At 43.9% G+C, this 25,848-nt stretch carries 17 protein-coding genes and 1 riboswitch; of the genes, 13 read left to right on the plus strand and 4 right to left on the minus strand.

Annotated elements, in window-relative coordinates; translation table 11 throughout:
* The first annotated feature begins 37 nt into the window (after positions 1-37).
* The 11 genes from J3P37_RS00525 (at position 38) to J3P37_RS00575 (ending at position 16,085) form a co-directional block, all read left to right on the plus strand.
* The gene (locus J3P37_RS00525; RefSeq protein WP_256009025.1) at positions 38-1,588 is read left to right on the plus strand and encodes a SusD/RagB family nutrient-binding outer membrane lipoprotein; all 1,551 of its coding nucleotides are present in this window, start codon (positions 38-40) and stop codon (positions 1,586-1,588) included.
* Positions 1,589-1,695: 107 nt separating this feature from the next.
* Complete coding sequence (locus J3P37_RS00530; RefSeq protein WP_256009026.1) at positions 1,696-3,258, plus strand: DUF5689 domain-containing protein; 1,563 nt, start codon at positions 1,696-1,698, stop codon at positions 3,256-3,258.
* 116 nt (positions 3,259-3,374) lie between these two features.
* Positions 3,375-3,956 carry an RNA polymerase sigma factor gene (locus J3P37_RS00535; RefSeq protein WP_256009027.1) on the plus strand — a complete coding sequence of 194 codons (582 nt, stop codon included), beginning with the start codon at positions 3,375-3,377 and terminating at the stop codon, positions 3,954-3,956.
* A gap of 115 nt (positions 3,957-4,071) precedes the next feature.
* On the plus strand, positions 4,072-5,205 hold the full coding sequence (locus J3P37_RS00540) for a FecR domain-containing protein (protein WP_256009028.1): 1,134 nt from the start codon (positions 4,072-4,074) through the stop codon (positions 5,203-5,205).
* Positions 5,206-5,445: 240 nt separating this feature from the next.
* Positions 5,446-8,715 carry a TonB-dependent receptor gene (locus J3P37_RS00545; RefSeq protein WP_256009029.1) on the plus strand — a complete coding sequence of 1,090 codons (3,270 nt, stop codon included), beginning with the start codon at positions 5,446-5,448 and terminating at the stop codon, positions 8,713-8,715.
* Between the two features lie 19 nt (positions 8,716-8,734).
* Entirely contained in the window at positions 8,735-10,345 is a 1,611-nt protein-coding gene (locus J3P37_RS00550) for a RagB/SusD family nutrient uptake outer membrane protein (RefSeq protein ID WP_256009030.1), read from the plus strand.
* An 11-nt stretch (positions 10,346-10,356) separates the two neighbouring features.
* Entirely contained in the window at positions 10,357-10,482 is a 126-nt protein-coding gene (locus tag J3P37_RS00555) for a hypothetical protein (RefSeq protein ID WP_256009031.1), read from the plus strand.
* Positions 10,483-10,493: 11 nt separating this feature from the next.
* On the plus strand, positions 10,494-12,050 hold the full coding sequence (locus tag J3P37_RS00560; protein WP_256009032.1) for a right-handed parallel beta-helix repeat-containing protein: 1,557 nt from the start codon (positions 10,494-10,496) through the stop codon (positions 12,048-12,050).
* 57 nt (positions 12,051-12,107) lie between these two features.
* Positions 12,108-13,508 carry a DUF4832 domain-containing protein gene (locus J3P37_RS00565; protein WP_256009033.1) on the plus strand — a complete coding sequence of 467 codons (1,401 nt, stop codon included), beginning with the start codon at positions 12,108-12,110 and terminating at the stop codon, positions 13,506-13,508.
* A 32-nt stretch (positions 13,509-13,540) separates the two neighbouring features.
* Positions 13,541-14,692, plus strand: coding sequence for a fibronectin type III domain-containing protein (locus J3P37_RS00570; protein ID WP_256009034.1), 1,152 nt, complete (start codon positions 13,541-13,543; stop codon positions 14,690-14,692).
* A 40-nt stretch (positions 14,693-14,732) separates the two neighbouring features.
* Positions 14,733-16,085, plus strand: coding sequence for a Gfo/Idh/MocA family protein (locus tag J3P37_RS00575; protein ID WP_256009035.1), 1,353 nt, complete (start codon positions 14,733-14,735; stop codon positions 16,083-16,085).
* Positions 16,086-16,303: 218 nt separating this feature from the next.
* On the opposite strand, the gene J3P37_RS00580 is transcribed toward J3P37_RS00575, so the two are convergent.
* The 4 genes from J3P37_RS00580 to J3P37_RS00595 form a co-directional block, all read right to left on the minus strand.
* Entirely contained in the window at positions 16,304-16,717 is a 414-nt protein-coding gene (locus J3P37_RS00580) for an acyl-CoA thioesterase (RefSeq protein WP_256009036.1), read from the minus strand.
* Entirely contained in the window at positions 16,714-16,926 is a 213-nt protein-coding gene (locus tag J3P37_RS00585) for a cysteine-rich CWC family protein (protein ID WP_256009037.1), read from the minus strand. The genes J3P37_RS00580 and J3P37_RS00585 overlap by 4 nt, the downstream gene beginning before the upstream one ends.
* A gap of 74 nt (positions 16,927-17,000) precedes the next feature.
* The gene (locus J3P37_RS00590) at positions 17,001-19,379 is read right to left on the minus strand and encodes a ribonucleoside-diphosphate reductase subunit alpha (RefSeq protein WP_256009038.1); all 2,379 of its coding nucleotides are present in this window, start codon (positions 19,377-19,379) and stop codon (positions 17,001-17,003) included.
* 27 nt (positions 19,380-19,406) lie between these two features.
* The gene (locus J3P37_RS00595; protein ID WP_256009039.1) at positions 19,407-20,375 is read right to left on the minus strand and encodes a ribonucleoside-diphosphate reductase small subunit; all 969 of its coding nucleotides are present in this window, start codon (positions 20,373-20,375) and stop codon (positions 19,407-19,409) included.
* Positions 20,376-20,482: 107 nt separating this feature from the next.
* A riboswitch (cobalamin riboswitch) is annotated at positions 20,483-20,619 on the minus strand.
* A gap of 361 nt (positions 20,620-20,980) precedes the next feature.
* Between J3P37_RS00595 and J3P37_RS00600 the strand changes: the two genes are divergently transcribed.
* Together J3P37_RS00600 and J3P37_RS00605 are read left to right on the plus strand one after the other, a co-directional pair.
* Positions 20,981-24,181 carry a SusC/RagA family TonB-linked outer membrane protein gene (locus J3P37_RS00600; protein ID WP_256009040.1) on the plus strand — a complete coding sequence of 1,067 codons (3,201 nt, stop codon included), beginning with the start codon at positions 20,981-20,983 and terminating at the stop codon, positions 24,179-24,181.
* Positions 24,182-24,191: 10 nt separating this feature from the next.
* The gene (locus J3P37_RS00605; RefSeq protein ID WP_256009041.1) at positions 24,192-25,838 is read left to right on the plus strand and encodes a RagB/SusD family nutrient uptake outer membrane protein; all 1,647 of its coding nucleotides are present in this window, start codon (positions 24,192-24,194) and stop codon (positions 25,836-25,838) included.
* Positions 25,839-25,848 lie beyond the last annotated feature (10 nt).

Below are 25,848 nucleotides of genomic sequence, written 5' to 3' on the forward strand. Positions count from 1 at the left end.
TGCTCATGCAGATCATCTCCATAAAAAAAATATTCTGATGAAAAGTATTAAAATAAAATTAGTCTGTATCGCTTTAATTGCCGGCAATTTGATGTCGTCATGTAAAGATTTCGAGGAAGTGAATACCGACCCGATCGGTGTTCCAACAACAGAACCTGGCAAATTGCTGGCACCTTCACTAGTGAACTTGCTTACAGTAAACATGCTGCGGGGACGGACATTTAACAATGAGCTTATGCAGGTATCGGTATCGACCAGCAGTGCCGAAGGAACAGTGAACCGGTATGACTTTCGCCGTAACTGGGCTGATTATACCTGGAATGGTTTGTATACAGAGTTAACAAATGTCCGCGACATCTATGCGCTTGCCAGCCAGCCGGAGGACCAGAGTAACTCGTTTATGGGTATTGCAAGAATTCTCGAAGCTTACGGATTCTCCATTTTAACAGATACCTATGGAGATATTCCTTACACGGAGGCCAACAAAGGTAAGGAGGGGATTGTTGAAGCTAAATTTGACAGGCAGAAAGACATTTACCTCGACCTGTTCAAAAACCTGGAAGAGGCTAATTCCCTGTTAACCGGGGCAAAAGCTATTCCAGAAGACAGCGATCCGGTTTTCAATGGAGATGTTGTAAAATGGCGTAAGCTTGGCAATTCACTATATCTGCGGTTATTACTTCGTATTTCAGGAAAGTCAGAAGTTTCAGCAACTGTAATCGACAAATTCAAAGAGATAGTTAATAACCCGGTAAAGTATCCGATCATGGAAACAAATGACGACACTGCAAACCTGCTCTGGACCACTTCGGTCACTAGTACTGCATTATATTCGTCGCCATATACAAGTATCCGGGGCCTTGATTTCAGATCCGCATTATCGCAATTCTTTTTAGATAATTTGCGTAACTGGAACCATCCAGTTGTGAGTAACACTTATGGCAGAGGTGGCGTTAACCGATGGGGAATAAGCAGAGTTGGAGGAAACCTTGTAGGTATACCAAGTGGATTTTCTCCTGGCAGTATAGGTTCTGGTGAATCCTCATTTTACTCACATGATAATGTTCCAGGTCGTACTACTGAAACCCCTGGATATACGCTCCAGAATGACCCTTATACCGGCATTATTATGAATGTGGCCGAAGTTGATTTCATACTTGCTGAAGGGGTTTTGCGAGGATGGATAACAGGCTCGGCAGAAGAATATTATAACAAGGGTATTTTAGACATGATCCAATATTGGATTCCGGCTTATCCGGCCGCTAATTTATCAGCGCATATAACCGCAGCAGATATCGGCTGGGAAGATGGACAATCATTCGAAAATAAATTGGAAGCGCTTCAACTGCAAAAGTACTATGCATTATTCCTGGTTGATTCGCAACAATGGGCAGAACAGCGTCGCACCGGATATCCTGCTTTTAAGACAGATTTGCCTGGTACCTCGTTTTCAAACGGTGGTAAGATGCCTGCGCGCTTGTATTACCCGGTTATTGCTCAAACAGCTAACACGGATAACTATAATGCTGCTGTAGCAATACAGGGACCGGACGAGATTAATACTCAAATCTGGTGGCAGAAACCATAGTTCAACGGGCAATCAATTTATTCAAATGAAACCTTGATAAGCCGCTGCTTATAAAAAGATATAATGACTTATCGAAGCCTATTACCATTAAAGAACAAACTTCACTAATGAAAAAGATATTATTCAAATGTTTCCTTCTCGTAGCCGCAGCTGTTGTCTGGTCAGGTTGTGATGATGAAAATTCGTACGATGGTGGTGTACCCAGTCCGTACATTTTTGTATTTGATGTGCTTAAGATCCATAAAGGAACTGATGTGGTGCTTACGACCAAAAACATGGGAGGTGCCAATTCGATACAAGGAGTTGTCGTTTCAGATCATACTTCCGGAAATATGCTTGATGGATACCTGATGGTTCAAAATGCCCGGAAAATATCTTCTGCCGACTCTATCAGGGGGATTGCAATTGCAGCCGGCGCCGCAGCGGCAAATTTTAAGGTGGGTGATCTAGTACGCGTGAAAGTGGAGGGAAAAACACTTACCCGGCGCAACGGGATGCTTCAGGTGATTGAGGTTTCTGAATCAGACATCGTCAAAGTATCATCCGGAAATGTAATCCAGACGAATAAGGCAACTACAGCAGAAATTCTGGCAGATCCGAAACTTTACGAAAGTTCCCAGGTCACTGTATCTAAAGCTACGTTCAATCCGGTACTAGGACCGAATGAGACTTATTCGGGAGATAAAGTGTTAAACGACGGGCCAGGCAATCTTGTCTTGCGGACAGATGCGGAAGCAACCTTTGCAAATGACAAGCCAAATGAATTCGGTAATTACACTGGTGTGGTTGTATTGACAGAAGATGCCAGCGGTAAGCTTATTCCGCACTTAAGAATGCGCAGTGGGGCAGATGTCTTGATCCTTTCGCCTCCTGAGCCGCCTGCTTTCGTCATTTCAGGAATATGCCCGGATCCTATAGGTACTGATGCTGATTATGAATACATTCAGTTTAAAGCCTTGCGGGATATTAATTTTTCAACCGAGAATTATTCTGTTGTGACCACTAATAATGCGGGGAGTAACGGCACACCGTTACATGGATGGGCTACCGCTGGTGCAAGAACTTATAAATTCGATCTTACGTCGGGTACCGTAGCTAAAGGCGAGTATTTTTATGTGGGTGGTACGAAGAAACAGATTAATGGGGCAGGCTCTTCTGATATATCATCGTCTAAATGGATCCGGTCATATGATTACACCAAGGATGCCAGTGACCTTCTGAACGGGGCTAACCTGGCTGGAGGAAACAAAACCAATAATTTGCTTGCAAACAGCGGTAACGCCTCTGGGGTAGCGGTGTTTACAGGTACCGTAGTCGATAAAAATACAGTTCCCGTAGACGTGATCTTTATTGGAACGGGCGGTCAGATCTATAGTGCAGGTCCGCCGGTTGAGGGCTATCGTATCACAACCACCGATATTTATGACAGGTTAGACCCGGCGACTGGCGCTCCGCAGGAGTATTATCGTGCCGGAACTAATACTATCGGCTTTCCTTACGTCGAACCTGCAAACTTAGGGAATTTTCAGGCCTTCGGCGGTGTTTATGACACTACCATTGGTCGCGGAAAATGGACTAAGTTCAGGTCGCAAAAAACTATCCTGATGACTGCTACCTCAACTGTAGCTGAGATAGAAAATGTACCAGGTGTGACGACTGAAGTTAAATAGTCTTAAATTTATTAATAAGTTAGGGTGCCCAGAAAACCGGGGCACCCTTTTTTTTGCCTTTTAATGCAACGTAAATTTTTAAAACTTTTCATTATATTCGTTTAGGGCAAAGATAAATGGCGAACTATACTGAACTCTCAGATCAAAAGCTGGCTTTTTTGTTAAAACAAGGTGATCACGCCGCTTTTTCGGAAGTTTACGACAGGTATTGGCAGGCACTCTATCTGCATGCCCTAAAAATGCTGCGGGATCCGGACGATGCCATGGACGTTGTTCAGGATGTGTTTACTACTATTTGGAAAAAGTGTGAAGAGACTCTGCTTAATACTTCTGTCAAAGCTTATTTATATACCTCGGTGCGTAATCAGACGATTAAAATGATCAACAGGGGCAAGCTACGTGATAAATTTATTCTCGCAATGGCTGAAAGTATGAGTGAAGGTATTGAATATGTTGATGACCAGATCAATTTCAACGAACTTTCAGCACTCATTGAGAATGAGATTCAGCTATTGCCGCCTAAAATGCGTACCATCTTTGTAATGAGCCGTACCGAAGGACTTTCTCATAAAGAAATCGCGGAAGCACTCGACATTTCTGAAAATACTGTAAAAACCACTATCCACCGCGGATTGAATATCCTCCGCTCTAAATTTACCCTTTCTGCTGGTGCATTATGGGTTCTATTACACTCGTAATTACTGCACGCTTATTTAATTTAAAGGTTTCTTAACTTTTTTTTAATTCTGATGTATACCAAGCCTTAAGTTATGGCTCTTACCAATAACAGGACAAACAGGTTCTGTCATTGGGATGGATAAAATTAAAGCTGAAGAACTTTTTCAAAAATATACCGAAGGCAAATGCACAGAGGAAGAGAAACTACTGTTTGAAAGCCTTTACAACAAAGTTGCTCAAAAACAAGAATCTCTAAGTTCACCGGAAGATTTTGAGCGTATAAAGAAAATTATATACACACGGCTTCCTCAACCGGAAAAACAACATTCAATAAAACGCTGGTATACCTATGCCGCGGTCGCCTGTCTAGCAATTGCAGTTGGTGCTGCTCTCTTTTACAGAGCTGAAACCAACCGGACGAATCTGGACCTAAGCAAGAACAAAGTCTATGATATTCCTCCAGGCGGCAATAAGGCAGTCCTTACATTAGCAGATGGAAGGAAGATAGTTCTTAACAACATCCAGAATGGCGAATTAGCTGATGAAGCGGGGATCAAGATCACTAAAACCGGCGATGGACAACTTGCTTACCATATTTCGGATGCAGGCGACAAGCAAGCAGCCGCTGTAAGCTTTAATGTTATAGAAACGCCAAATGGGGGGCAGTACCAGGTAACCTTGCCTGACGGCACTAAGGTTTGGCTAAACGCTGCCTCTTCTTTAAAGTATCCGGTTCGGTTTTCTTCCAACGAGCGTCTTGTTGAGCTTTCGGGTGAAGGATATTTTGAAGTGGCAAAAAATACGAAAAAGCCTTTCAGGGTAGCATCCGGAAATCAGAAAGTGGAGGTGCTTGGTACTCATTTTAATATTAACAGTTATAGTGATGAGCCGGCTATAAGGACTACGCTGACTGAGGGGGCTGTGAGGGTTATTCAAACTGCAACACAAGAATCTCGCCTTTTGAAGCCTGGTGAACAGTCCGTGCTTGAATCCAATAGGCTCAGTGTAAGGAATGCAGATATGCTTAATACCCTGGCCTGGAAGAATGGTGAATTTATTTTTGATGATGGAGATTTTAGAGCAGTGATGCGAAATATAGCGCGCTGGTATGATATAGAAGTGGTTTATGATCCGTCTGCTCCGCTCGACTTTGAGCTGGGTGGTTTTATTTCACGGTCCAAAAATATATCAGCCGTCCTGAAACTCATAGAATTAACAGGGAAAGTTCATTTTAAAATTGAAGGAAGGAGGGTGTTTGTGACAAAATAGTAATAAGACTCATCCTGTTAAAATGACAAAGCCAGAAGTGCTCGTAACACGACTGGCCGATGTCTGGATAATGCTGAAAATTATATAAATCAATTAATTCATGCTTGTAATGGCTGTAACCTGATGGCAAGCGTGCAAATCCTGACTAAACAAATGTATAAAAAATGTACTAAACGAGTCGGTATATCTGACCAGTATTTCCGTAGATTATTTCTGATTATGCGATTGACCATCGTTATTATGATAGTATCTCTGATGCAGGTATCTGCAGCCAGCTTTGCCCAGCGAATCTCTTTAAGCCAAAAGAAGATCTCACTGGAGAAGGTCTTCAGGGAAATTCACAATCAAACAGGTTATGATTTTCTTTACGACAAGCAGCTTTTGAGTAAAAGAAAGCCTGTGAATGTTAATGTGAGCAATGAAAGCCTGGAAGAAGTTCTTGAACATTGTCTTGAGGGCCAGGCACTGGAATATAAGATCGAAGAGAGGACGGTAGTGATCAGGGAAAAGAAAGAATCCATCATTGAAAGGGTCATTAGAGAACTCAGAGCTATTGACATTCGTGGCCGGGTGACTGATTCGGTTAATGTACCCCTGGCTGGAGTTACCGTTCAGATAAAGGGTGCTAACCGCGGAACTGTGACTGATGAAAAGGGGGAGTTTTACCTGCAAAATGTAGAAGAAGGGGCTGTGTTGGTTTTAAGCTATATCAGTTTTAAAACCAGGGAAATTGTTGTTGAGAAGAGTGATTTTCTGACCATAAAATTGTCTGAGGAAAATCGTGCGCTTAATGAAGTGGTAGTGGTTGGATATGGTACCCAGAAGAAGGTCAATGTAACTGGATCAGTAGAGACCGTTACGGAAAAACAAATTGCAGGCCGGGCTCAGCCAGATATATCCAACTTACTGACCGGTCAGGTTCCAGGTTTAACCATTGTTCAAAACTCTGGTCAGCCGGGGCGTGATGGCGGAACATTACGGATCAGGGGGATCGGAACACTTGGAAACAACGAGCCTTTGGTAATAGTCGATGGAATAGAGTCGGGTTATTCAAACATAGAGCCTAATGATATAGAAAGTGTATCAGTCCTCAAAGATGCCTCCGCTTCCGCTATTTATGGAGTAAGAGCAGCCAACGGAGTGTTATTGATAACCACCCGGCGGGGAAAAACCGGAAAGCCAACGATCAATTACAATAACTATTTCGGGGCACAAAACGCCACTCGGCTGCCCGATTATGCCAACTCTGCGGATTATGCGTTTTTATATAATGAAGCTTTGACGAATGATGGAGGGACTCCCTTGTATTCAGCCGAGGATATCCAAAAATACAGGGACGGCAGTGATCCGGATAATTATCCCAATTCAGATTGGGTAGGATCGTTATTCTCAGAAGCGGGCTTTCAGCAAAATCACTATCTGGGAATTAACGGAGGATCTGAAAATACTCGGTACAACTTATCTTTCGGGTACCTTGACAGGAATGGCCTTGTTGTGAATACCTCCAATGAGCGGTATACCATGCGGGTCAATTTCGATCAGGATTTTTCTAAGCGATTTAAAGTCCGGGTAAATCTTTCTGGAAGCAGGCAGAGCATTGTAGACCCCTCCATGAATCTTGGCGATCTTGTTCACCGGGCCTACCGGGAATCTCCCACTGCGACAATCAGGTATTCTAATGGAAACTGGGGCGGTTATCCGTACGACCATAATTCCACGGCGATCGCCAGGGACGGAGGATATCAGAATACGTTCAATAATATCTTTATTTCTTCTCTAAATGCAGAGTATGAATTGCTTAAGGGCTTGAAATTAAGAGGTATTGCCGGAGTGACCAACAATACTTATAAATACCATGGCTTCACTAAAAATCTGCAACTCTATAACAATAACGATGTAACTACCACATATAGGAGCTACGTAGGAGATGCGCGATCTGAAACTATGGAGTTAAACCTTCAGGCATTCCTGGACTATGACCGCTCATTTAGCGGTATGCATAACGTTTCGGCGCTTGTGGGCTATAACCAGATCAGTAATGATTATGATGAAATTACTGCCGGTATTTACGATCTTCCAAGTGATTCGCAGGATCAGTTGAATGCTGGAAATAAAGCAACGGTGCTCAACTCAGGTAATGCATCAGACTACCGGCTAAGATCATATTTCGGACGCCTCAAATATAATTTTAAAGAACGCTATCTGTTAGAAGGGAACTTTCGCTATGACGGAACTTCAAGGTTTCCTAAAGATAACCGCTATGGCTTTTTTCCATCATTTTCTGCAGGCTGGAACATTTCCAGGGAACCCTTTTTTCCAAGCGTAAGGTGGATTGACAATATTAAGATCAGAGGATCGTGGGGACAGCTGGGCAATCAGGAAATTGGTAATTATGCCTTTCTGCCCACTTATGCACTTGGTATCAACTACACCTTCGGCGGTACTTTGTCACCTGGAATCGCTGAAAACAGCAGTTTAGCAAACGAAACGATTAGCTGGGAAACGAGTACGGAAACAAATATCGGTTTAGATGCCGACATATTTAAAGGCAGATTATCCATCACTGCCGAGTACTATTCCAGAGATACTGAGGATATCCTTTTAAATCTGCCTCAGCCATCAACGCTGGGCGGGTATCCTCCTACAATAAATGCCGGAGCAGTTTCAAATAAAGGCTTTGACTTTATTGTAAGGCATCAAAATCAAATTGGAAAAGCGGGCTACTGGATAAATGGCAATTTTTCGTACGTGAAAAATCGTATTACGGATCTTGCTGGTGGGGATACGCCGGGACGATCGGTAGGAGATCCGATTAATAATATTTATGGTTATGTGGCAATGGGCCTTTTTCAATCGGCTGAAGAGATTGAGAACGCGCCAGACCAGACGGCAACTTTTGGTGGAGCACAACCAGGAGATATCAGGTATGTTGACATTAGTGGCCCTGATAAAGTCCCTGATGGCATCATTGATACCTACGACCGGAAGTCCTTAGGCAGTTCGTTTCCAAAAGTTAGTTACGGGTTCCAGCTTGGGGCAAATTATAGGAGTTTCGATTTTTCCTTTAATGCTCAGGGGGTAAGTAAAGTGTCTAACTACCTTGGAGGCCAGGCAATACAGCCTTTTCCAAATATGGGTAAAGCACTAAATGCACATTTTGACAGATGGACCCCTGAAAATCCTAACGCTGCCTTCCCGCGGATTTCATTGAGTGCTGCATCAAGGAATTACGGCTCGGTGAATTCATTTTTTGTTAAAGATGCTTCTTATTTAAGAATCAGGAATATACAAGCTGGCTATAGTTTTCCGGCTAAGGTGCTAAATAGAATTAAGGTTAGCAGGCTTCGTGTTTATCTCAACATAGACAATCCGTTCTTATTTACCTCCTTTTACGACGATTTCGATCCGGAAGCGCCGGCTTATCCAACAGTGGGGTGGTTAAGTTATGCTGCAGGCAACTATTACCCCCAGGTAACTACAATAACAGGAGGAATAAATCTTACATTTTAATATGCTAGAACTGAAAGTGATGAAAAGACATATATACATAATTATTTGTGCTGTTTTGTTGAGCATGACTTCTTGCGACAAAGACTTTCTTACAGTAGCCCCCAGGGATCAGATATCGGGAGAAAGCTTTTTTAAAACTGCTAAGGATGCTGAACAGGCAGTTGTTGGCGTATATAATACATTGATACAGGATGCCGATTTTACCATGATCCAAAAGGTACTTGCCCAAAATACCTGGTCGGATGATGCCGTTAACGTATGGCTGGGATCTAACTACAATAACATTGCAGACGGATCTTTTAATTCTTCGGAAGGACTTTTTAACAGCAACTGGACTTCCTTATATAGAAATATACGCCGGGCCAATGTATTCCTTACTAATGTTGTTGGTATCCAGATGGACGAACGTCTGAAAGAACGGTATATCGCTGAGGTGAAATTTTTCAGGGCATACTATTATCATCAGCTGCTTATGCTTTTTGGCGGTGTGCCGATCATTGACAAGCCTTTGAACCTGGAAGAGCTTAAAACACCCAGAAATAAACGAGAGGAAGTTGTTGAATTTATTCTTTCGGATCTGAATGCTGCGATCCCTGCTTTGTCTGCGGATGCTACTCAGCCTGGGAGAGTGACGAGCGGCGCGGCGCTGTCTTTAAAATCCCGGGTTCTTTTATATGAGTACCGTTTCCCTGAAGCTGCTGCTGCTGCGGAGCTTGTAATGAGCAGCAATAAATACCACCTTTACAGGGCTGAGGGGGCACAAAGCTATATCAGACTGTTCGCTCAGGCGAATGAAAACAATCAGGAAGTAATCTTTGATGTTCAGTTTACTAACCAGTCGGGGTATGGGAGTCCGGAACAGTTATGGCTAAATGTTAATTCGATTGGCGGATGGGGAGCTTTAAATCCTACTAAAAGCCTCCGGGACGCTTTTGAGGACATAGAGGGTAATCCAATCACTGCTTCAACGGTATACGATCCCACTGATCCCTACGCCAACCGGGATCCAAGGCTAGAAATGTCGATTTTACACACAGGAAGCACCATAGTTGACCGGAATGGAAACGTCCGAACGATAAACACCACGTCTGGAACCGATGCCAGTTCACGAACCGGGCTTTTTCCCAGGAAGGGCGCCGATCCGGAATCGTTTATTTCAGAAGTTACTTCAGGGAAGAACTACATCCTGATCCGGTATGCGGAGGTACTCTTAAATTATGCTGAAGCAAAAAATGAAAGTTTAAACTCTCCAGATCAAACAGTTTACGATGCGGTAAACGATGTTCGGGATCGTGCAGGTATGCCTGATCTGCCAGAAAATCTTACAAAATCCCAAATGCGTGTAAGAATCAGAAATGAACGGCGGGTGGAACTTAATCTTGAGGGGCATCGCTTCTTTGATATTAAGCGCTGGGGTATTGCAGAAACAGTAATGAACGGACCAGTTTATGGCGTAAACAGCACATCGCCGGTCGTGACGAGAGTTTTTGACCCTGCTAAGCATTACTTGTTTCCTATCTTCAATACGCAGATAGATCTTACAGGTAAGGATATCTTACTTCAGAACCCCGGATATGGTTCGCCCACTTTTCAGGATTCCAAATATCCAAAGCCGGAATTATTTCAATAAAATTGAGGTGTATGAAAAGCCGGCTTCTTCACACGCAGCATGCCAGCGTTAGCATTTGCTGGCCTGCTGAAGGCTCCTGCCTGCGTGCCGCGTGTGCTGATCTTTTGATCTTTTACAATCCGGTTATGCTGCTATAAAAGCAAGTACAATGAACAAGTTATTAAAAAGATTATATCCATTACTTCTGTTAGGAATATCCTTTACCGGTTGCGGAAAGAAGAGCTTCGGTACGGTTCCGGAAGTCTCTATTGAAAAATTAAAGAACGTGTATGTATCGACAGAAGGCAGTGATGCTAATAAGGGCGAGATTAATAGCCCGGTGAGAACTATTCAAAAAGGACTTGCCCTGGCTAAACCCGGAGATACGGTGTTTGTACGATCGGGCACTTATAAGGAAAAGATAAACGTGCTAAAATCGGGAACTAGGGACAAATACATTAGCATAATGCCCTATCCGGAAGAACGGGCTGTTATAAGTGGCGATGGTCTCGGCGCTTATGGGAATGAAGGCCTGGTTGTATTAAGCAATGTAAGTTGGATAAGGTTAGAAGGGTTTGAAATCTGCAACTTTAAAACTTATAATGCCTGGGCAAATGTCGACGGTATCGTGGTGAAGTCAGGGGCGAATAATATCGTTATTAAAAACAATAAAGTCTTCGATATACAAAACAATTCCGCTCCGGATCAAGGAAGAAGCGCTCATGGAATACATATCATCGGCAATACGGAGGTTCCAATAACAGAGATCCTGGTGGAGAACAATGAAATATTTGACTGCAATACCGGATATAGCGAAAACCTTACGGTCAATGGTTATGTCGATGGTTTTGAAATTATCAACAACAAGGTTTACAATGGTGAAAATATTGGGATCGTTGTTGCAGGAGGGTATGCCGCAAATCCTAATCCTTTGTATAACTATGCCCGCAACGGGGTAATTAGCAATAATGAAGTTTATGCAATTTTGGGATCTTCGGGCCCGATTCCCACTTACCAGGGTACATTTGGTGCCCCGGGAATCTATATCGATGGAGCACGCGATATCATTGTTGAGAAAAATAGGGTTCACGATAATGATCGCGGCATTGGCGTTATGAGTGAGAATAAAGGTTTCCCTACCTCTAACTGTGTTATCAGAAACAACTATGTTTTTAACAATTATACCTCCGGAATCTACCTTGGCGGATACGAGGATCAGGCGGGCGGCGGCGGGACGGTAAATTGTGTTTTTGTAAACAACACGCTGTTCTACAACAACAGGGAGAATGGATACTTTGGTGAGATCGAAGGGGAGTTTCGTTTGAAACAGGGTTGTACAGGTAATACATTTAAAAACAACATTGTCTATACGCGGCCGGATAAAGGTGTTTTCGTCAACAAAGAAAACACGGGGGGATCAGATAACACGTTCGACTATAATGTGTACTATTCGGGCGGAGCGTCCAAATGGATCTGGGATAAAATAGTTTATTCTGATGTCGATCAATGGCGGGCAGCTGTCGGAGGAGACTCTAATTCATCTTCGGGGCTTGACCCTAAACTGATCAACTTAAATCTGCCTGATCTGGGGCTCCACCCCGCATCTTTAGCAAAGAATACGGGTGTCTTTATATCTGAAGCTATTAATGGGACTACAGACATCAACAACCGCCCGCGGATTGCTGATGGTAAAATTGACCGGGGTGCCTATGAACTTAGTCATTAAGTGCATCTATAACAAATTAAATTGATCTGCAAGATCTAAAGTGTAAATCTTAAGACGATGATAAAAGAAAAGAAATTAAGGATTTTCGGTTTTAGTATGGTGCTGATATTTCTATTTTCAGCAGTGCTGGCATGCAAAAAAAGCTCACCGAAAGCTGAACCGGAGCCGGAGATAGAGGTGCCGGTTGAGGAAGGGTTTTTGTATGAGCCATCAACGGCCATATTTCCTAACACTGAACGAGGTTTTACAAGAACCTACTCGATCTACGCAGAGGGACAGCCATTAAACCTTGCCCAGCTAAAGCAGCTGCGGAATCAGAATGTTACTTTGATCGTTGTTGTGTTTTACTTCAATACTTTCAAAGATAAGGCGCTTAGTCAGGCGGAGTTAAGTCTTATCCAGGCAAACCTCGATTACATACGCGAGGCCGGACTTAAAGGAGTGCTTCGTTTTGCATATACCGATGCTATTGGAGTTGCGGATGCTTCTCTGGCGACTATAGAGCAACATTTGGACCAGCTGAAGCCGGTTTTTGATGCCAATAAGGATGTCATAGCATTTTTGCAGGCTGGCTTTATAGGTGCCTGGGGAGAATGGCATAGCTCTTCCAATGGACTCACAAGCGTGGAAAACCAAAAGATGGTGTTGACAAAGATCCTCAATACACTTCCTCCGGAGATCATGGTGCAGGTAAGGACTCCCTCTCAAAAACAACAGGTTTTTAACAGCACTATTCCGCTGGCCGAAAGTCAGGCATATACCAGCGAAAGCATTGCAAGGGTTGGTCACCATAACGATTGTTTCTTGTCAGGAGGAACTAATTATGGCACCTACATAAATATTGCAGCCGAAAAGCAGTACATCAGCAAGGAAGGCTTGTATGTGCCAGTAGGTGGTGAAACATGCCCGCCTGAGCCTGGCTATATCGCTACTTGTTTTGAAGGTCGTACAGAGATGAAGCTCCTTAAATGGACATATTTGAATCTCGACTGGTACGTGCCCACCATCGATGCCTGGAAAAGCTCCGGGTGTTTTGACGAATTTCAGCGAAATCTTGGTTATCGCTTAGCTTTGGTAAGTGCCGTAATCCCGGAGGAGGTCAATAGTGAGAGTGATTTGAAACTGGCCATCAAGATAGTTAATAATGGCTATGCGCCGCTATATAACAGGAAGAACACCAGCCTGATATTAAAAAACAAGGCGAGCGGTACATTTACTGAACTCAAGCTTGCATTCGACATTAGGTCTTGTAAGCCTGGCAGCACAATTAAACTGGAAGAATCAGTCCGTCTTGCAAATGTTCCTGCCGGAGATTATGCTCTTTACTTACGGATCGCCGATCAGGCAGAGAGTTTGAAGAACAGGATCGAGTATGCGGTAAGACTGGCAAATAATAATGTATGGGTAGAAGAAAACGGCGGCATGAACGATCTGAAGTTAAGTCTGAAGATTAAATAATTCAAGTATTAATCCTACAAGAAAAGTACAAAATGAAAAAAAGACTAATATTTTTATCAGCATTTGCATTTTTCATGCTGGCTGGTTTATTCGCTAAAGCAGACGGAATTGTTATAGACGGTTCGTTTACTGATTGGACAGCCATTCCACATTTGCATACTAACAACCAGGGTTCAAGTTCCCGGTATACAAGCTTGAAGGCCTTCGGTGATGCTGACAATATCTATTTTTACATAGAAGGTAATACTGAAATTTCGCCCGGGATTATCGACTTCTATATTGACGTGGATAATAATCCCAATACAGGTTTTATTTCCGACCAATATGTCGCAGGGTCGGGGGCAGACATATTGTATGAGGGCGGTTTAACGGGTGGTACAATTTACAATCATAACGGACCGGGCAATGGATGGAGCTGGACACCTTCCGCAACGGCCACTTATGCTAATTCCTTAAGTTTTTCTCCTATAGTGGATTTATCAGGTAAAAAGGCTTACGAGTTTTCGATTAAGAAGTCGGCACTCGGCATTATGAATACTTATGTGAATTTTGCGATCAATGACGGGAATCAGGGAACGATACCCGAAAATAATCTCAATGATTCAAAGTTCATCCGGATACCTGTGACAGGAACACTTCCAGTGAAACTGATCTCATTCAATGCCAGCAATATGGCTCTAGGAGTTAAATTAAGCTGGTCGACAGCTACAGAAAAGAACAATTCTCATTTCGATCTTTATAGGTCGGCCGACGGTAGTACATTTGAAAAGATAGGTACAATAACTGGTCTGGTGAACTCAAACTCTAAACGATCTTACAGTTATACGGATAATAGACCCTTGCCCGGACTAAGCTATTACCAGCTGAAGCAGACAGATTTTAATGGAACTACGGAGGTTTTAGATATTATTGAATACCGGTCAGAAACTAAACAAACTGAGTTTGTATTCTATAAGATGTCTGGCCAGGATCTCGTCGAGCTACGTATTTACTCGGATACAATTACAGGCTCTTTATTTCAGCTGTCAGATTTGTCGGGTAAAATTTTGCTAAGCCGCCAGATAAACCTTGTTGCCGGCGATCAGAGTATGATATTGCCATTTCGTGCAAGCGCTGGAATTAGTATAGCTACCTTAAGCACCCCTTCAAACTTCATTGTACATAAAATTATGATGGAACAGTAGATTATAAAAGCATATAGATTAAAACCCGGTAATTGAAAATATGAATAGAAGAGAATTTATTAAAAACGGTGCAGTAGTAACTGCCGGTATGACTATTTTACCCTCAGGAGTGTTGTTCGCAAAAGATAAATCAGTTGTCAAATTAGGTTATATAGGTGTAGGTCTGCGCGGGAGAAATCATATTCAGGAAGGCTTGCTGCGTGATGATGTTGAAATTGTAGCCATCTGCGATACGCAGGAAAGTTCATTAAAGCTGTGCCGTGAGCAATTTGTTAAGGCAGAAAAAAAGCTTCCAAAGGAATATACCGGAGGTGTAGAGGCTTATAAAAGGCTTTTGGAAAGAAAGGACATCGCAGGGGTGATCATTTCTACCCCCTGGGTGTTTCATCATGACCAGGCTATTGATGCGTTGAAGGCCGGGAAATACGTAGGATGCGAGGTGATAGCAGGGCTGTCGGTTCAGGATCACTGGGATATTGTGAATGTTTCCGAACAAACCGGTATGCCTTATATGACGCTTGAGAATGTATGTTACAGGAGGGATGTGCTGGCTGTTCTGAACATGACTCGCCAAAACCTGTTTGGCGAGCTGGTACACCTGGAAGGAGGATACCAGCACGACCTGCGTCCGGTTTTATTTAACGACGGTAAGCAGTTTTATGGGAATGGTGTCGAATTCGGTCCGGAAAAGTCGATTGGCGAGGCGCAGTGGCGTACTCAGCACAATATCGATATGTCTGGTGATATTTACCCTACACATAGCGTGGGACCATTGATGCAATATATCGACATTAATCGTGGAAACAGGTTTACGAATCTAGTGTCTTTTTCATCGAAGTCTCGCGGACTTAACTCATACGTTGAAAAGTTGTCGCCGGGGCATCCTAATGGAAAGATAAAATATAAAAATGGCGACGTGACCACCACTATGCTTAACTGTGCAAACGGGGAAACGGTCAAGTTAAGTCATGATACGCACCTGCCGAGGCCTTATTCACTGGGCTTCAGGGTTCAGGGCACCAAGGGTTTATGGATGGATGTTGCCAAGTCGATCTACATCGAAGGAAAGTCGAAAACCTATGACGAATGGGATCCGGCTCAGGTATGGCTGGATAAATACGATCATCCTCTCTGGAAAAGATACGCTGCCAAAGCTGAAGGAGCAGGGCATGGGGGCATGGACTGGTTTGTATTTAATGCCTTTGTTGAAGCTGTTAAACAGAAAAAACAGACTCCTATCGATGTTTATGATTCAGTAACGATGAGTGTTATTCTGCCGCTTTCCGCAAAGTCGCTCGAGGATGGAAATGCTTCACAGGAGTTTCCTGATTTTACCAAAGGAAATTGGAAAACCCGCAAAAATACGTTTGCTTTGGATGACAGCGGGTTTTAATGATTATAATCCTTAACTATTTAACTGTCCAGAGAGTTCCGCAGGGGCTCTCTGGATTCAGTAATAAAAAAGAGTCTCCGACTTGCTAAAGCGCTATTCTTGTGCCTAACGAGTCGGAGACGCTTTTTTATTGGATAATCTGTAGTCTGCCGCCCCACTGGGCATCCCACAATACTATGGACAGCGCGGTGCACGCTGCCGGCGTGCCTAATAAGAGCTTACAAATTTACTCCCAGTTTTTCCAAATGCTTAACAATCGAAACAGGCCTCTTATTACTATCCAGGGCAACAAACGTTAAAACGCCTTGAATAGCTAGCTCCCTGTTTTCGGTATACATCTGTTCGATGTATACATCTACTCCAACCTTTACACTGGTTACACCCAGCTCAATTACTTTTGCTACTATTTCAACAATAGTACCGGCAGGGATGGGCTTGTTGAAGTTTATCCTGTCGGATGAAACGGTAACAACAGGCAACTTTGTAAAACGGGTTGCAGCAATAAAAGCAGTGTCATCCATCATATGCATGGCAACGCCCCCATGCAAAGTGTTATAATGATTGGTATCCGAGGCGAAAACAGGTTTAAATATCCTGGTTTCGGATAACGCTTTTCGTTCTTCTATGTTCATGAGCCAGTGGGTTGAATAAACTGCAAATATTCCTGCTTTAATTGAAGTAAACAGCCGGCACATAAGCAGCCTTCGTACAGATCACTAACATACTGAACCTCATTTAGGTTTAGCTGAACCTTGCTGCACTGGCATTTCGTGTAAGAATTAGCCTTACATTCTATGCGGCTGCCGCAACGCTCACAAGGGATAACTTCGTGTTTAAGCATGTTTTAATTTTACGAGTTACGACTTACGATTAGGCATGAGGCCGTAAATCGTAAGCCGTAAATCATAACTCGTTTTATGCAGAACAAGTTACGCAACCTTCTTCCATTGAACAAACCGGACCTTCAGGAATTTCATCCGCGATCTGGTTGACGGTGTCTGGTATTACTGGTTCCATGTTCTTGCCCGCCTGGGTTTCAATGGTAAATTTAACCGCTTGTGAAGCTGCCTGTGTCCGCAAATAGTACATGCCAGTCTTTAACCCTTTTTTCCAGGCATAGAAATGCATAGATGTTAGTTTAGCTGCATTTGGAGAACTGACGAACAAGTTAAGCGATTGCGACTGGCATATATAAGCCCCGCGATCGGCCGCCATGTCGATGATCGTCCGCATTTTGATTTCCCACACGGTTTTATATAGTTCTTTTATTGCAGCAGGGATTTCCGGGATATCCTGAACAGAACCGTTGGCCGTGATGATTTTGTTCTTCATGTCGTTATTCCATAGGCCAAGTTTTACAAGGTCGTGAAGGAGGAATTTATTCACGACAATAAACTCACCACTCAGCACCCGGCGAGTGTAAATGTTCGAAGTATAAGGCTCGAAACACTCATTGTTGCCAAGTATTTGTGAAGTTGAAGCTGTCGGCATTGGCGCCACTAACAAGGAATTACGTACACCGTGAGTCATTACTTCGGTACGTAATGTATCCCAATCCCAACGATTGCTATCCGGTGTAACCCCCCACAGATCAAACTGGAACCTGCCTTCTGAAAGGGGAGACCCTTTAAAAGTTTCATAAACTCCTTCCTGGATTGCCAGGTCTTTTGATGCCGTCATCGCAGCAAAGTAGATCGTTTCAAAGATCTCTTTGTTGAGTTTCTTCGCTTCCTCAGATTCAAAAGGAAGGCGTAGAAGAATGAAGGTATCGGCAAGGCCCTGAACACCAAGTCCGATAGGTCGGTGACGCAGGTTTGAATTCTTCGCTTCGTCGACAGGATAATAGTTGTGGTCGATGATACGGTTCAGGTTGAGTGTTACCTGGTAAGTAACTTCATAAAGCTTGTCGTGGTCGAACACGCCGTTGATGACATAACGAGGCAGCGCCAGGCTGGCCAGATTACATACAGCAACTTCGTCGGCTGCGGTATACTCTATGATTTCGGTGCAAAGATTGGAACTTTTGATAGTGCCAAGGTTCTGCTGGTTCGATTTTGCGTTTGCGGCATCTTTATAAAGGAGGTAAGGAGTGCCGGTTTCCACTTGAGAATCGAGGATAGCGAACCATAATTCCTGCGCTTTTATAGTTTTACGCGCTCTGCCTTCTTTTTCATACCGTTCGTACAGAGCTTCAAATTCTTTTCCAAAACACTCATGTAATCCAGGTGCTTCATGAGGGCAGAATAGGCTCCAGCCTTCATTGGTTTCCACACGTTTCATAAACAGATCGCACATCCATAAAGCATAAAACAGGTCACGGGCACGCAATTCTTCTTTTCCATGGTTTTTGCGCAGATCCAGGAAATCAAATACATCTGCATGCCATGGTTCAAGATAGACCGCAAATGCACCTTTACGTTTTCCGCCTCCCTGATCAACATAACGGGCTGTATCATTAAATACGCGCAGCATAGGAATAATTCCGTTGCTAGTTCCGTTAGTTCCACTGATATATGAGCCCGTTGCCCTTACATTATGGATGCTTAAGCCGATACCGCCTGCGCTTTGCGAAATTTTAGCGGTTTGTTTCAGAGTATCGTAGATGCCGTCAATGCTGTCGTCCTGCATGGTGAGCAGGAAACAGGAGGACATCTGAGGTTTAGGGGTTCCGGCATTAAACAGGGTGGGGGTTGCGTGGGTAAACCAGCGCTCGCTCATCAGGTTGTATGTTTTGAGAGCGCTGTCAATATCACTCTTGTGGATGCCAACAGCCACGCGCATGAACAAGTGTTGCGGGCGTTCTACAATTTTACCATCTACCTTCAGCAAGTATGACTTTTCAAGCGTTTTGAATCCAAAGTAATCGAATCCAAAATCGCGATCGTAGATGATATGACTGTCAAGAACGTCTGCGTTTTCTTCGATTACTTTCCATACATCGTCGGCAATAAGCGGAACGGGTTTATCTATTTTTGGATCAACATAAAGGTATAGCTTTTTCATTGTTTCAGAAAAAGACTTGGTAGTGTTCTTATGAAGGTTTGATACCGCAATCCGTGAGGCAAGCAAAGCATAGTCTGGGTGCTTGGTGGTGAGGGATGCTGCGGTTTCAGCGGCAAGACTATCCAGCTCGGAGGTAGAAACACCGTCGTATAGGCCCTCGATCACTTTTTTTGCTACATCAATGGGATCAACCAGATCAGCATTTAAACCATAGCAGAGTTTTTCGATGCGGGCAGTGATCTTATCAAATTTTACGGGCTCTTTGCGGCCGTTTCTTTTTATTACGAACATGTTTTTGTTTTTAAGGATTAGAATGATTTAAAAGTCTTCGTCGAGTGAAAAGCCCTGTGTTTCTTTGTTTGACAGGACTCCGCTTTTTTGATAGTCGCCAACCCTTTTTTCGAAGAAATTGGTTTTGCCCTGCAGGGAGATCATCTCCATAAAATCAAAAGGATTGCTTGCGTGGTAGATCTTGTCGTAGCCTAATTCAGAAAGCCATCGGTCGGCTACAAATTCGATATACTGGCTCATTAGTTTGGCGTTCATGCCAATAAGTGCCACTGGTAATGCATCGGTGATGAACTCTTTTTCTATGGTAACCGCATCACTAATGATCTCATGAACTTCTGTTTGAGAAAGCTTACTCTGAAGCATGCTGTAAAGCAGGCAGGCAAATTCACAATGTAATCCTTCGTCCCTTGAGATCAGTTCATTACTAAAGGTAAGACCAGGCATAAGTCCCCGCTTTTTCAACCAGAAGATAGAACAAAAGCTTCCGCTGAAAAAGATTCCTTCTACGGCTGCAAATGCAACTAATCGCTGTGCAAAAGTCCCATTTTCAATCCATTTTAATGCCCATTCTGCTTTTTTCTTTACGCAAGGCACGGTGTCAATGGCGTGAAACAGCCTGTCTTTTTCGGCCGCGTCTTTAATATATGAGTCAATTAAAAGTGCGTATGTTTCAGAGTGAATGTTTTCCATCATGATCTGAAAGCCATAGAAGCATCGGGCTTCGGGAACCTGTACCTCGCTCATAAAGTTAACCGCCAGGTTTTCGTTCACTATGCCGTCGCTGGCTGCAAAGAAGGCCAGGATATGAGAGATGAAATGCCTTTCGCCAGAGTTAAGGCTTTCCCAATCTTTTTGATCAGCAGAAAGATCTATCTCTTCTGCTGTCCAGAAGCTCGCTTCGTGTTTTTTGTACATCTCCCAGATAGCGGGATAATTGATGGGGAGGATAACAAAACGGTCTTTGTTTTCTTTTAATAATACTTCATCCTGTTGCATAGCATCTTATTTTAATGATAAACAGGGATTGACAAAAGGCAGGTGGTTCGATGGCAGCAGGTTGCGGCTTACGTTGACGGGCTTTCGCCAAAACCTTATTCGTGAAAGTTTTGACAAATCAATTGGCAGGTGTCTGGCTCAAAGATCTTTCTTTTTACAGTTGCACGTCAGCCCGTGAATTGCACACGGTTACCTTTTAATTATAGGTGAATTCAACCTATAAACCAAAAATGATTTATGTTAAAGAACTTGTGGCAACAAAGATAGGGTTTGGAGTTAGAGGAGGTAGGGGTAAGTTTTAAACAAGGTGTTAGTTATGAACAAAAGGGCGTTGATGTGTGCCAGTTGCAAGCAATTAAGAAGTTTGATTAAAAAGCTGCTGAAGCTTTCCGGTTGATTCGAATGGAAGGTTCGGGCAATATGTGGTGCTTGTTATGTTTCAAAGTTCCTTCTTATGATTAACTCCAATCTTTTGGTACCAGGGGCAAACGAGGTTTTTTTAAAAAAAAATCTTTTTTGATAGATATTATTTTTCTATAATTGTCTATAATATAAAATATTATTTTATATTATAAAATAAATGTCTTAAACTAATCAATTTTAATATGTTTCCTAACAGTACTATTTATGGCCATAAGATACATCTTTGTGGCCAACAATTAATTTACTACGGCTTCCTGACATTGTTTGCAATGTTTATATCTATCAGGACTAATGCTCAGGCGGATCCATTTGTAGTTTCGGGTACTATTGTCGACAACAAAGGGGAATCGCTACCCGGTGTGTCAGTGAAAGTTAAAGGGACAGGCAGAGCGACCACCAGTCGCAACGATGGCAAGTATTCAATTTCTGCAAAGACAGGTGAAATGCTGGTCTTCAGTTATCTGGGATTCGAGGTCAGAGAGATTCGCGTAGGTACAAGCCACTTGCTAAATGTAACGCTCGCCGAGCAAATCAACGAGTTGAATGACGTGGTTGTCGTTGGTTACGGAACGATGAAGAGAGCGAGTCTTACAACGGCTCAAACCTCAATTAAGGCAGCAGATATCGAAAAAACGGTAAATACTACCTTCGATCAAGCTTTGCAGGGACGTGCTGCAGGCGTACTTGTTACTTCTAACTCGGCACAGCCAGGGGGAAGCCTTTCAGTTAATATCCGGGGCGTGAGTACTATTAACGGCACAAACGAGCCCTTATATGTGATTGATGGGGTACAGATACAGCCCGAGCTTAGCGACTTTGGAATCACCAGCTCTGCCAATCCTTTAGCGGGGCTAAATCCTTCAGATATTGAAACAATGGAAGTGCTCCAGGGTCCTTCCGCAACAGCGATCTTTGGCTCAAGGGGTACCAACGGTGTTGTAATGATCACTACCAAGCGCGGGAAGTCGGGCGAAACACGGGTGTCGTACGATCTTCTGTATTCAGTGCAGGATCGTCCGGACCTCTTACCGGTAATGGACCTAAAGCAATACGCCACTATGATGAATGATGTGCGCGACGCCTTGGGTGACCCGCGGCTGCCCGAATTCAATAATCCTTCTATACTGGGCGTCGGTTCGGACTGGCAATCGTCTATGTACCGGCGGGTTCCGCTGGCGAAGCATCAGGTTACTGTAAGCGGAGGAACCGACAAAACGCGATTCTACCTGGCCGGGGAGTATTTTGACCAGGAGGGGATTGCTTACGGCTCGTCATTTAACAGGTATTCGATGCGATTAAATCTTGATAACCAGACCAGGAAATGGTTGAAAATAGGAACTAATATAAGTTTTAATCAGACCCGGGAAGAGCTGGCAGCTACAGAGCAGAGCATCATCCGGGTGGGACTCTCACAGCCGCCTAATATGCCAATATTCAACGCTGATGGAACATGGGGCGGCCCGGCCGAAGGTGAGGCACCAGGGCAGGGATCAGAGAATAACCCCATTGCTATGGCGAGTATCATTGACAACAACCAGCAGAAAAAGCAGTTGCTGGCGAGTGCAAACGCAACGATTTCAATTTTGAAAGGGTTGGAGTTTCGTACGAGTCTTAACGGAAATGCAGGGATGGGAAAGGTAATCAACTTTACTCCTACCTACAAGCTTGGAAATTATGCGAATACCGTCGCTGAGCTGAGTAAGCAATCTTCCGAGAATTTCTATTGGAACTGGAATCAGTTGCTCGAATACACAATGAAAGTGAAGCAGCATGGCATAACACTGATGATTAGTCATGAGGCGCAGGCAAGCACTTATGAAGGTATAGGTGGATTAAGGAGAGGGTTTGTTACAAACGATCTTCCGGAGCTAAATCTTGGTGATCCTCAGGGGATGACCAATACCAGCTATCGGGGACACTGGGCGATGGAGTCGTACTTCGGCCGGTTGAATTATTCTTTCAGGGATAAGTATTTTCTGCAGGCCGCATATCGTGCCGACGGATCTGTCAACTTCGGTCCTCAGAACCGCTGGGGGTATTTTCCTTCAGTATCTGCGGCCTGGCGGTTATCGAAAGAACCTTTTATGAAGAAATTAACATTCATCAGCGACCTTAAGCTTCGGTTAGAAACTGGTCTCACCGGTAACCAGGGTAGCGGAGCGGATGTTTATGCTCCTTTAAGTCCGGTGGAAACGCCCTGGGGCGCTGGATTTATCACCGTGAAGTATGGTAACGAGGATCTCCAGTGGGAAGAAACCCGGACGGATAATGTTGGCTTCAATATTGGTTTGCTAAAAAACCGGATCCAGATTGAAGGGGATTTTTATAAGCGCAAAACCGAAAACCTCCTGATGCCGAACCCGCTGCCGAACTATATGGGAACTGCGGGCTCAGGGGCTATTGAGTCGCCCACGGTTAACATAGGTGCTCTCCAAAATCACGGATTTGCCTTCAGCCTTAATACGATCAACATCAATAACAGGAGATTTAAGTGGAGCACAAGCTTCAATATCTCGCGCAATGTCAATGAAGTGCTGAAGTTTTATTCGGATGCAGCTACTGCAGACCGTACTAATTGGGCTGCACCCGGCCTGATTCAGCGTTCTCAGCCAGGCAGTTCAGCATGGCTTTTTTATGGATATGTGTATGATGGTCTGTTCCAGAGTGTAGAAGAAATCCAAAATAGCGCCATTCCTGTACGAAATGGTGTAAAGATTCCTATCTCCACCTCTGGGGTATGGGTTGGCGATGTAAAATACAAGGACCTTAACGGCGATGGTATTATCGATACCCAGGATCAGACCTTTATCGGTAATCCCTGGCCGAAATTTTCGATCGGATTCACCAACAATTTTAGTTACAAAAATCTGAGTGTATCTATGCTGATCACAGGTAGCTATGGCAATGATGTTTTCAATAACATCCGTTATACCAATCTTAACCCGGCAAAAGTCTATGCACGGCGTAATCTGTTGCAAGAAGCGTTCGGATATGCTCGTCTGGGCACAGACGATGCAGGCAATGTAGTACTGAAAAATCCTGGTACAACCGTTCCGCGCTACTCAGCCGGGGCTCTAAATGGAAACTTTGACAGAGCTACAGATTATTTTGTAGAAGACGGGTCTTTTCTCCGCATCAAAAATCTTACCGTAAATTATCAGTTACCTAAAAAGTTTCTTAGCCTGCAAAATGTAGTGCAGGCGGCAAGGATAGGTGCCGGTGTTCAGAACCTTCTCACCTTGACGAACTATTCAGGTTACGATCCTGAAGTAGGAGCTGATGTTGGTAAAAACTCTCAGCCTTCGAGAAGGACAATAGGGGTGGATGTAGGAAAGTATCCTTCCACCCGGATGTACAATTTCAATATAGGTGTTACCTTTTAACATAAAGTTGATGAAAAGCAATATATACCTGATTGCCCTGGTGCTGATGCTCATGGGCACAAGCTGCAAGAAAGATTTCCTTGAGAGAAAACCTCTCGACCAGATAGTTAACTCAAATTATTACCAAAGTTCTGCGGAGGTGCTGATGGGGACAGCTCCTCTTTACAACATTATCTGGCACTCTTATAATGACAAAGCCGTGCACGGGCTTGGCGACGGACGTGCAGGAGTATTTTACTCCGGCGGCTATATGACGGAGTTTCAGCGCTTCCTGGTATCACCTACGTCGGCCGATATGGCGAACTCCTGGCGATGCTTTTACAACGTTGTGGGACAGGCAAATACAGTCATTAAAAATATTGAGACATACGCCTCGCCGAGCGTTCCCCGCGAAATCATTAATCATGCACTTGGAGAGGCCCGTTTCATGCGGGGACTGGCATACTGGTACCTTGTGGAAAACTGGCAGGCTGTGCCGGTCATTGCAGATAATAGCACACTATTAACGGATACAACGATTTCCCGCAATACCGTTGAATCGGTGTGGGAGTTTATTCTGCGTGATTTCCGTTTTGCGGCCAATAATCTTCTCGAGAAGCCGACTCAGAAAGGACGGCTTACGAAGTATGCAGGTGAGGCAATGCTCGCTCGCATGTTTCTGACTCATGCCGGGGTGGGCACAGACGGTACAAGGCGACAGACCGACCTGGACAGTGCAGCTTATTATTGCCGTAGTGTGCTGGCGAACAGTGGGGCTCGCTTGATGGAGAATTATGAGGATCTTTTTTTAACGGCTAATAATAATAACGAGGAAAGCCTCTTTGCCTTGCAATGGGTATATAACGGCGTCTGGGGAACAAACAATACTTTGCAGGCACAGCTGGCATTCAGTAGCTCAATAACTGGTTTTGCCGATGGCTGGGGCGCTGGTCATGGTGCCGGAATCTATATTTTACAAATGTACGACCTAGCCAGAGACAAGCGGAGGAAAGCGACTTTTATGTTTCCGGGAGATGTATATCGTGATATCAGCCAGGCAGTTCCGGATCCGGCCAATCCCAGTAATACCATTATCCAACCGCTGGTGGTGCCCACCAACCCATCTAATCCTGCTGCTGCGAAAGCAAGTACGGCTTACATCAAGAAATATGTTGTCGGGCGGCCTGAAGATAACAATGGCAAAGTTGCGTATATGCGCACTGAAAATAACACATATATGCTGCGTCTGGCGGAAGTTTACCTTACCCTGGCTGAAGCTTTACTTGGCAATGCAGCTTCCACCACAGATAAAGAGGCGGTAAAGGCTTTCAATAAGGTTCATGAACGGGCAGGTCTTGATGCCGTCACAGAGATCACTTGGGAGGATATTTTTAAGGAGCGATATCTGGAATTCGCGATGGAAGGGCTGGCCTGGTACGACTTTGTACGTCTTCACTATTACAATCCGCAAAAGGCTTATGAGATGCTGAATACTATGAATAAGGGAACCTACACAATCACTCCCCTGCCGAAAGATAACCCGGTCACCTGGAATATTGAGGTGGTTACGCCGCGGAATTATCCCGTAAACAGTACAAGCTTTTTCCTGCCTTACCCCGCGGGTGAAGTTACCAAAGCGCCTAACCTGCTGAAGCCGCCAGTACCTTATCAATTTTAATTCTATCCAC

Origin of the sequence: Desertivirga xinjiangensis (genome assembly GCF_024436435.1) — a bacterium.
GTDB classification, from domain to species: domain Bacteria; phylum Bacteroidota; class Bacteroidia; order Sphingobacteriales; family Sphingobacteriaceae; genus Desertivirga; species Desertivirga xinjiangensis.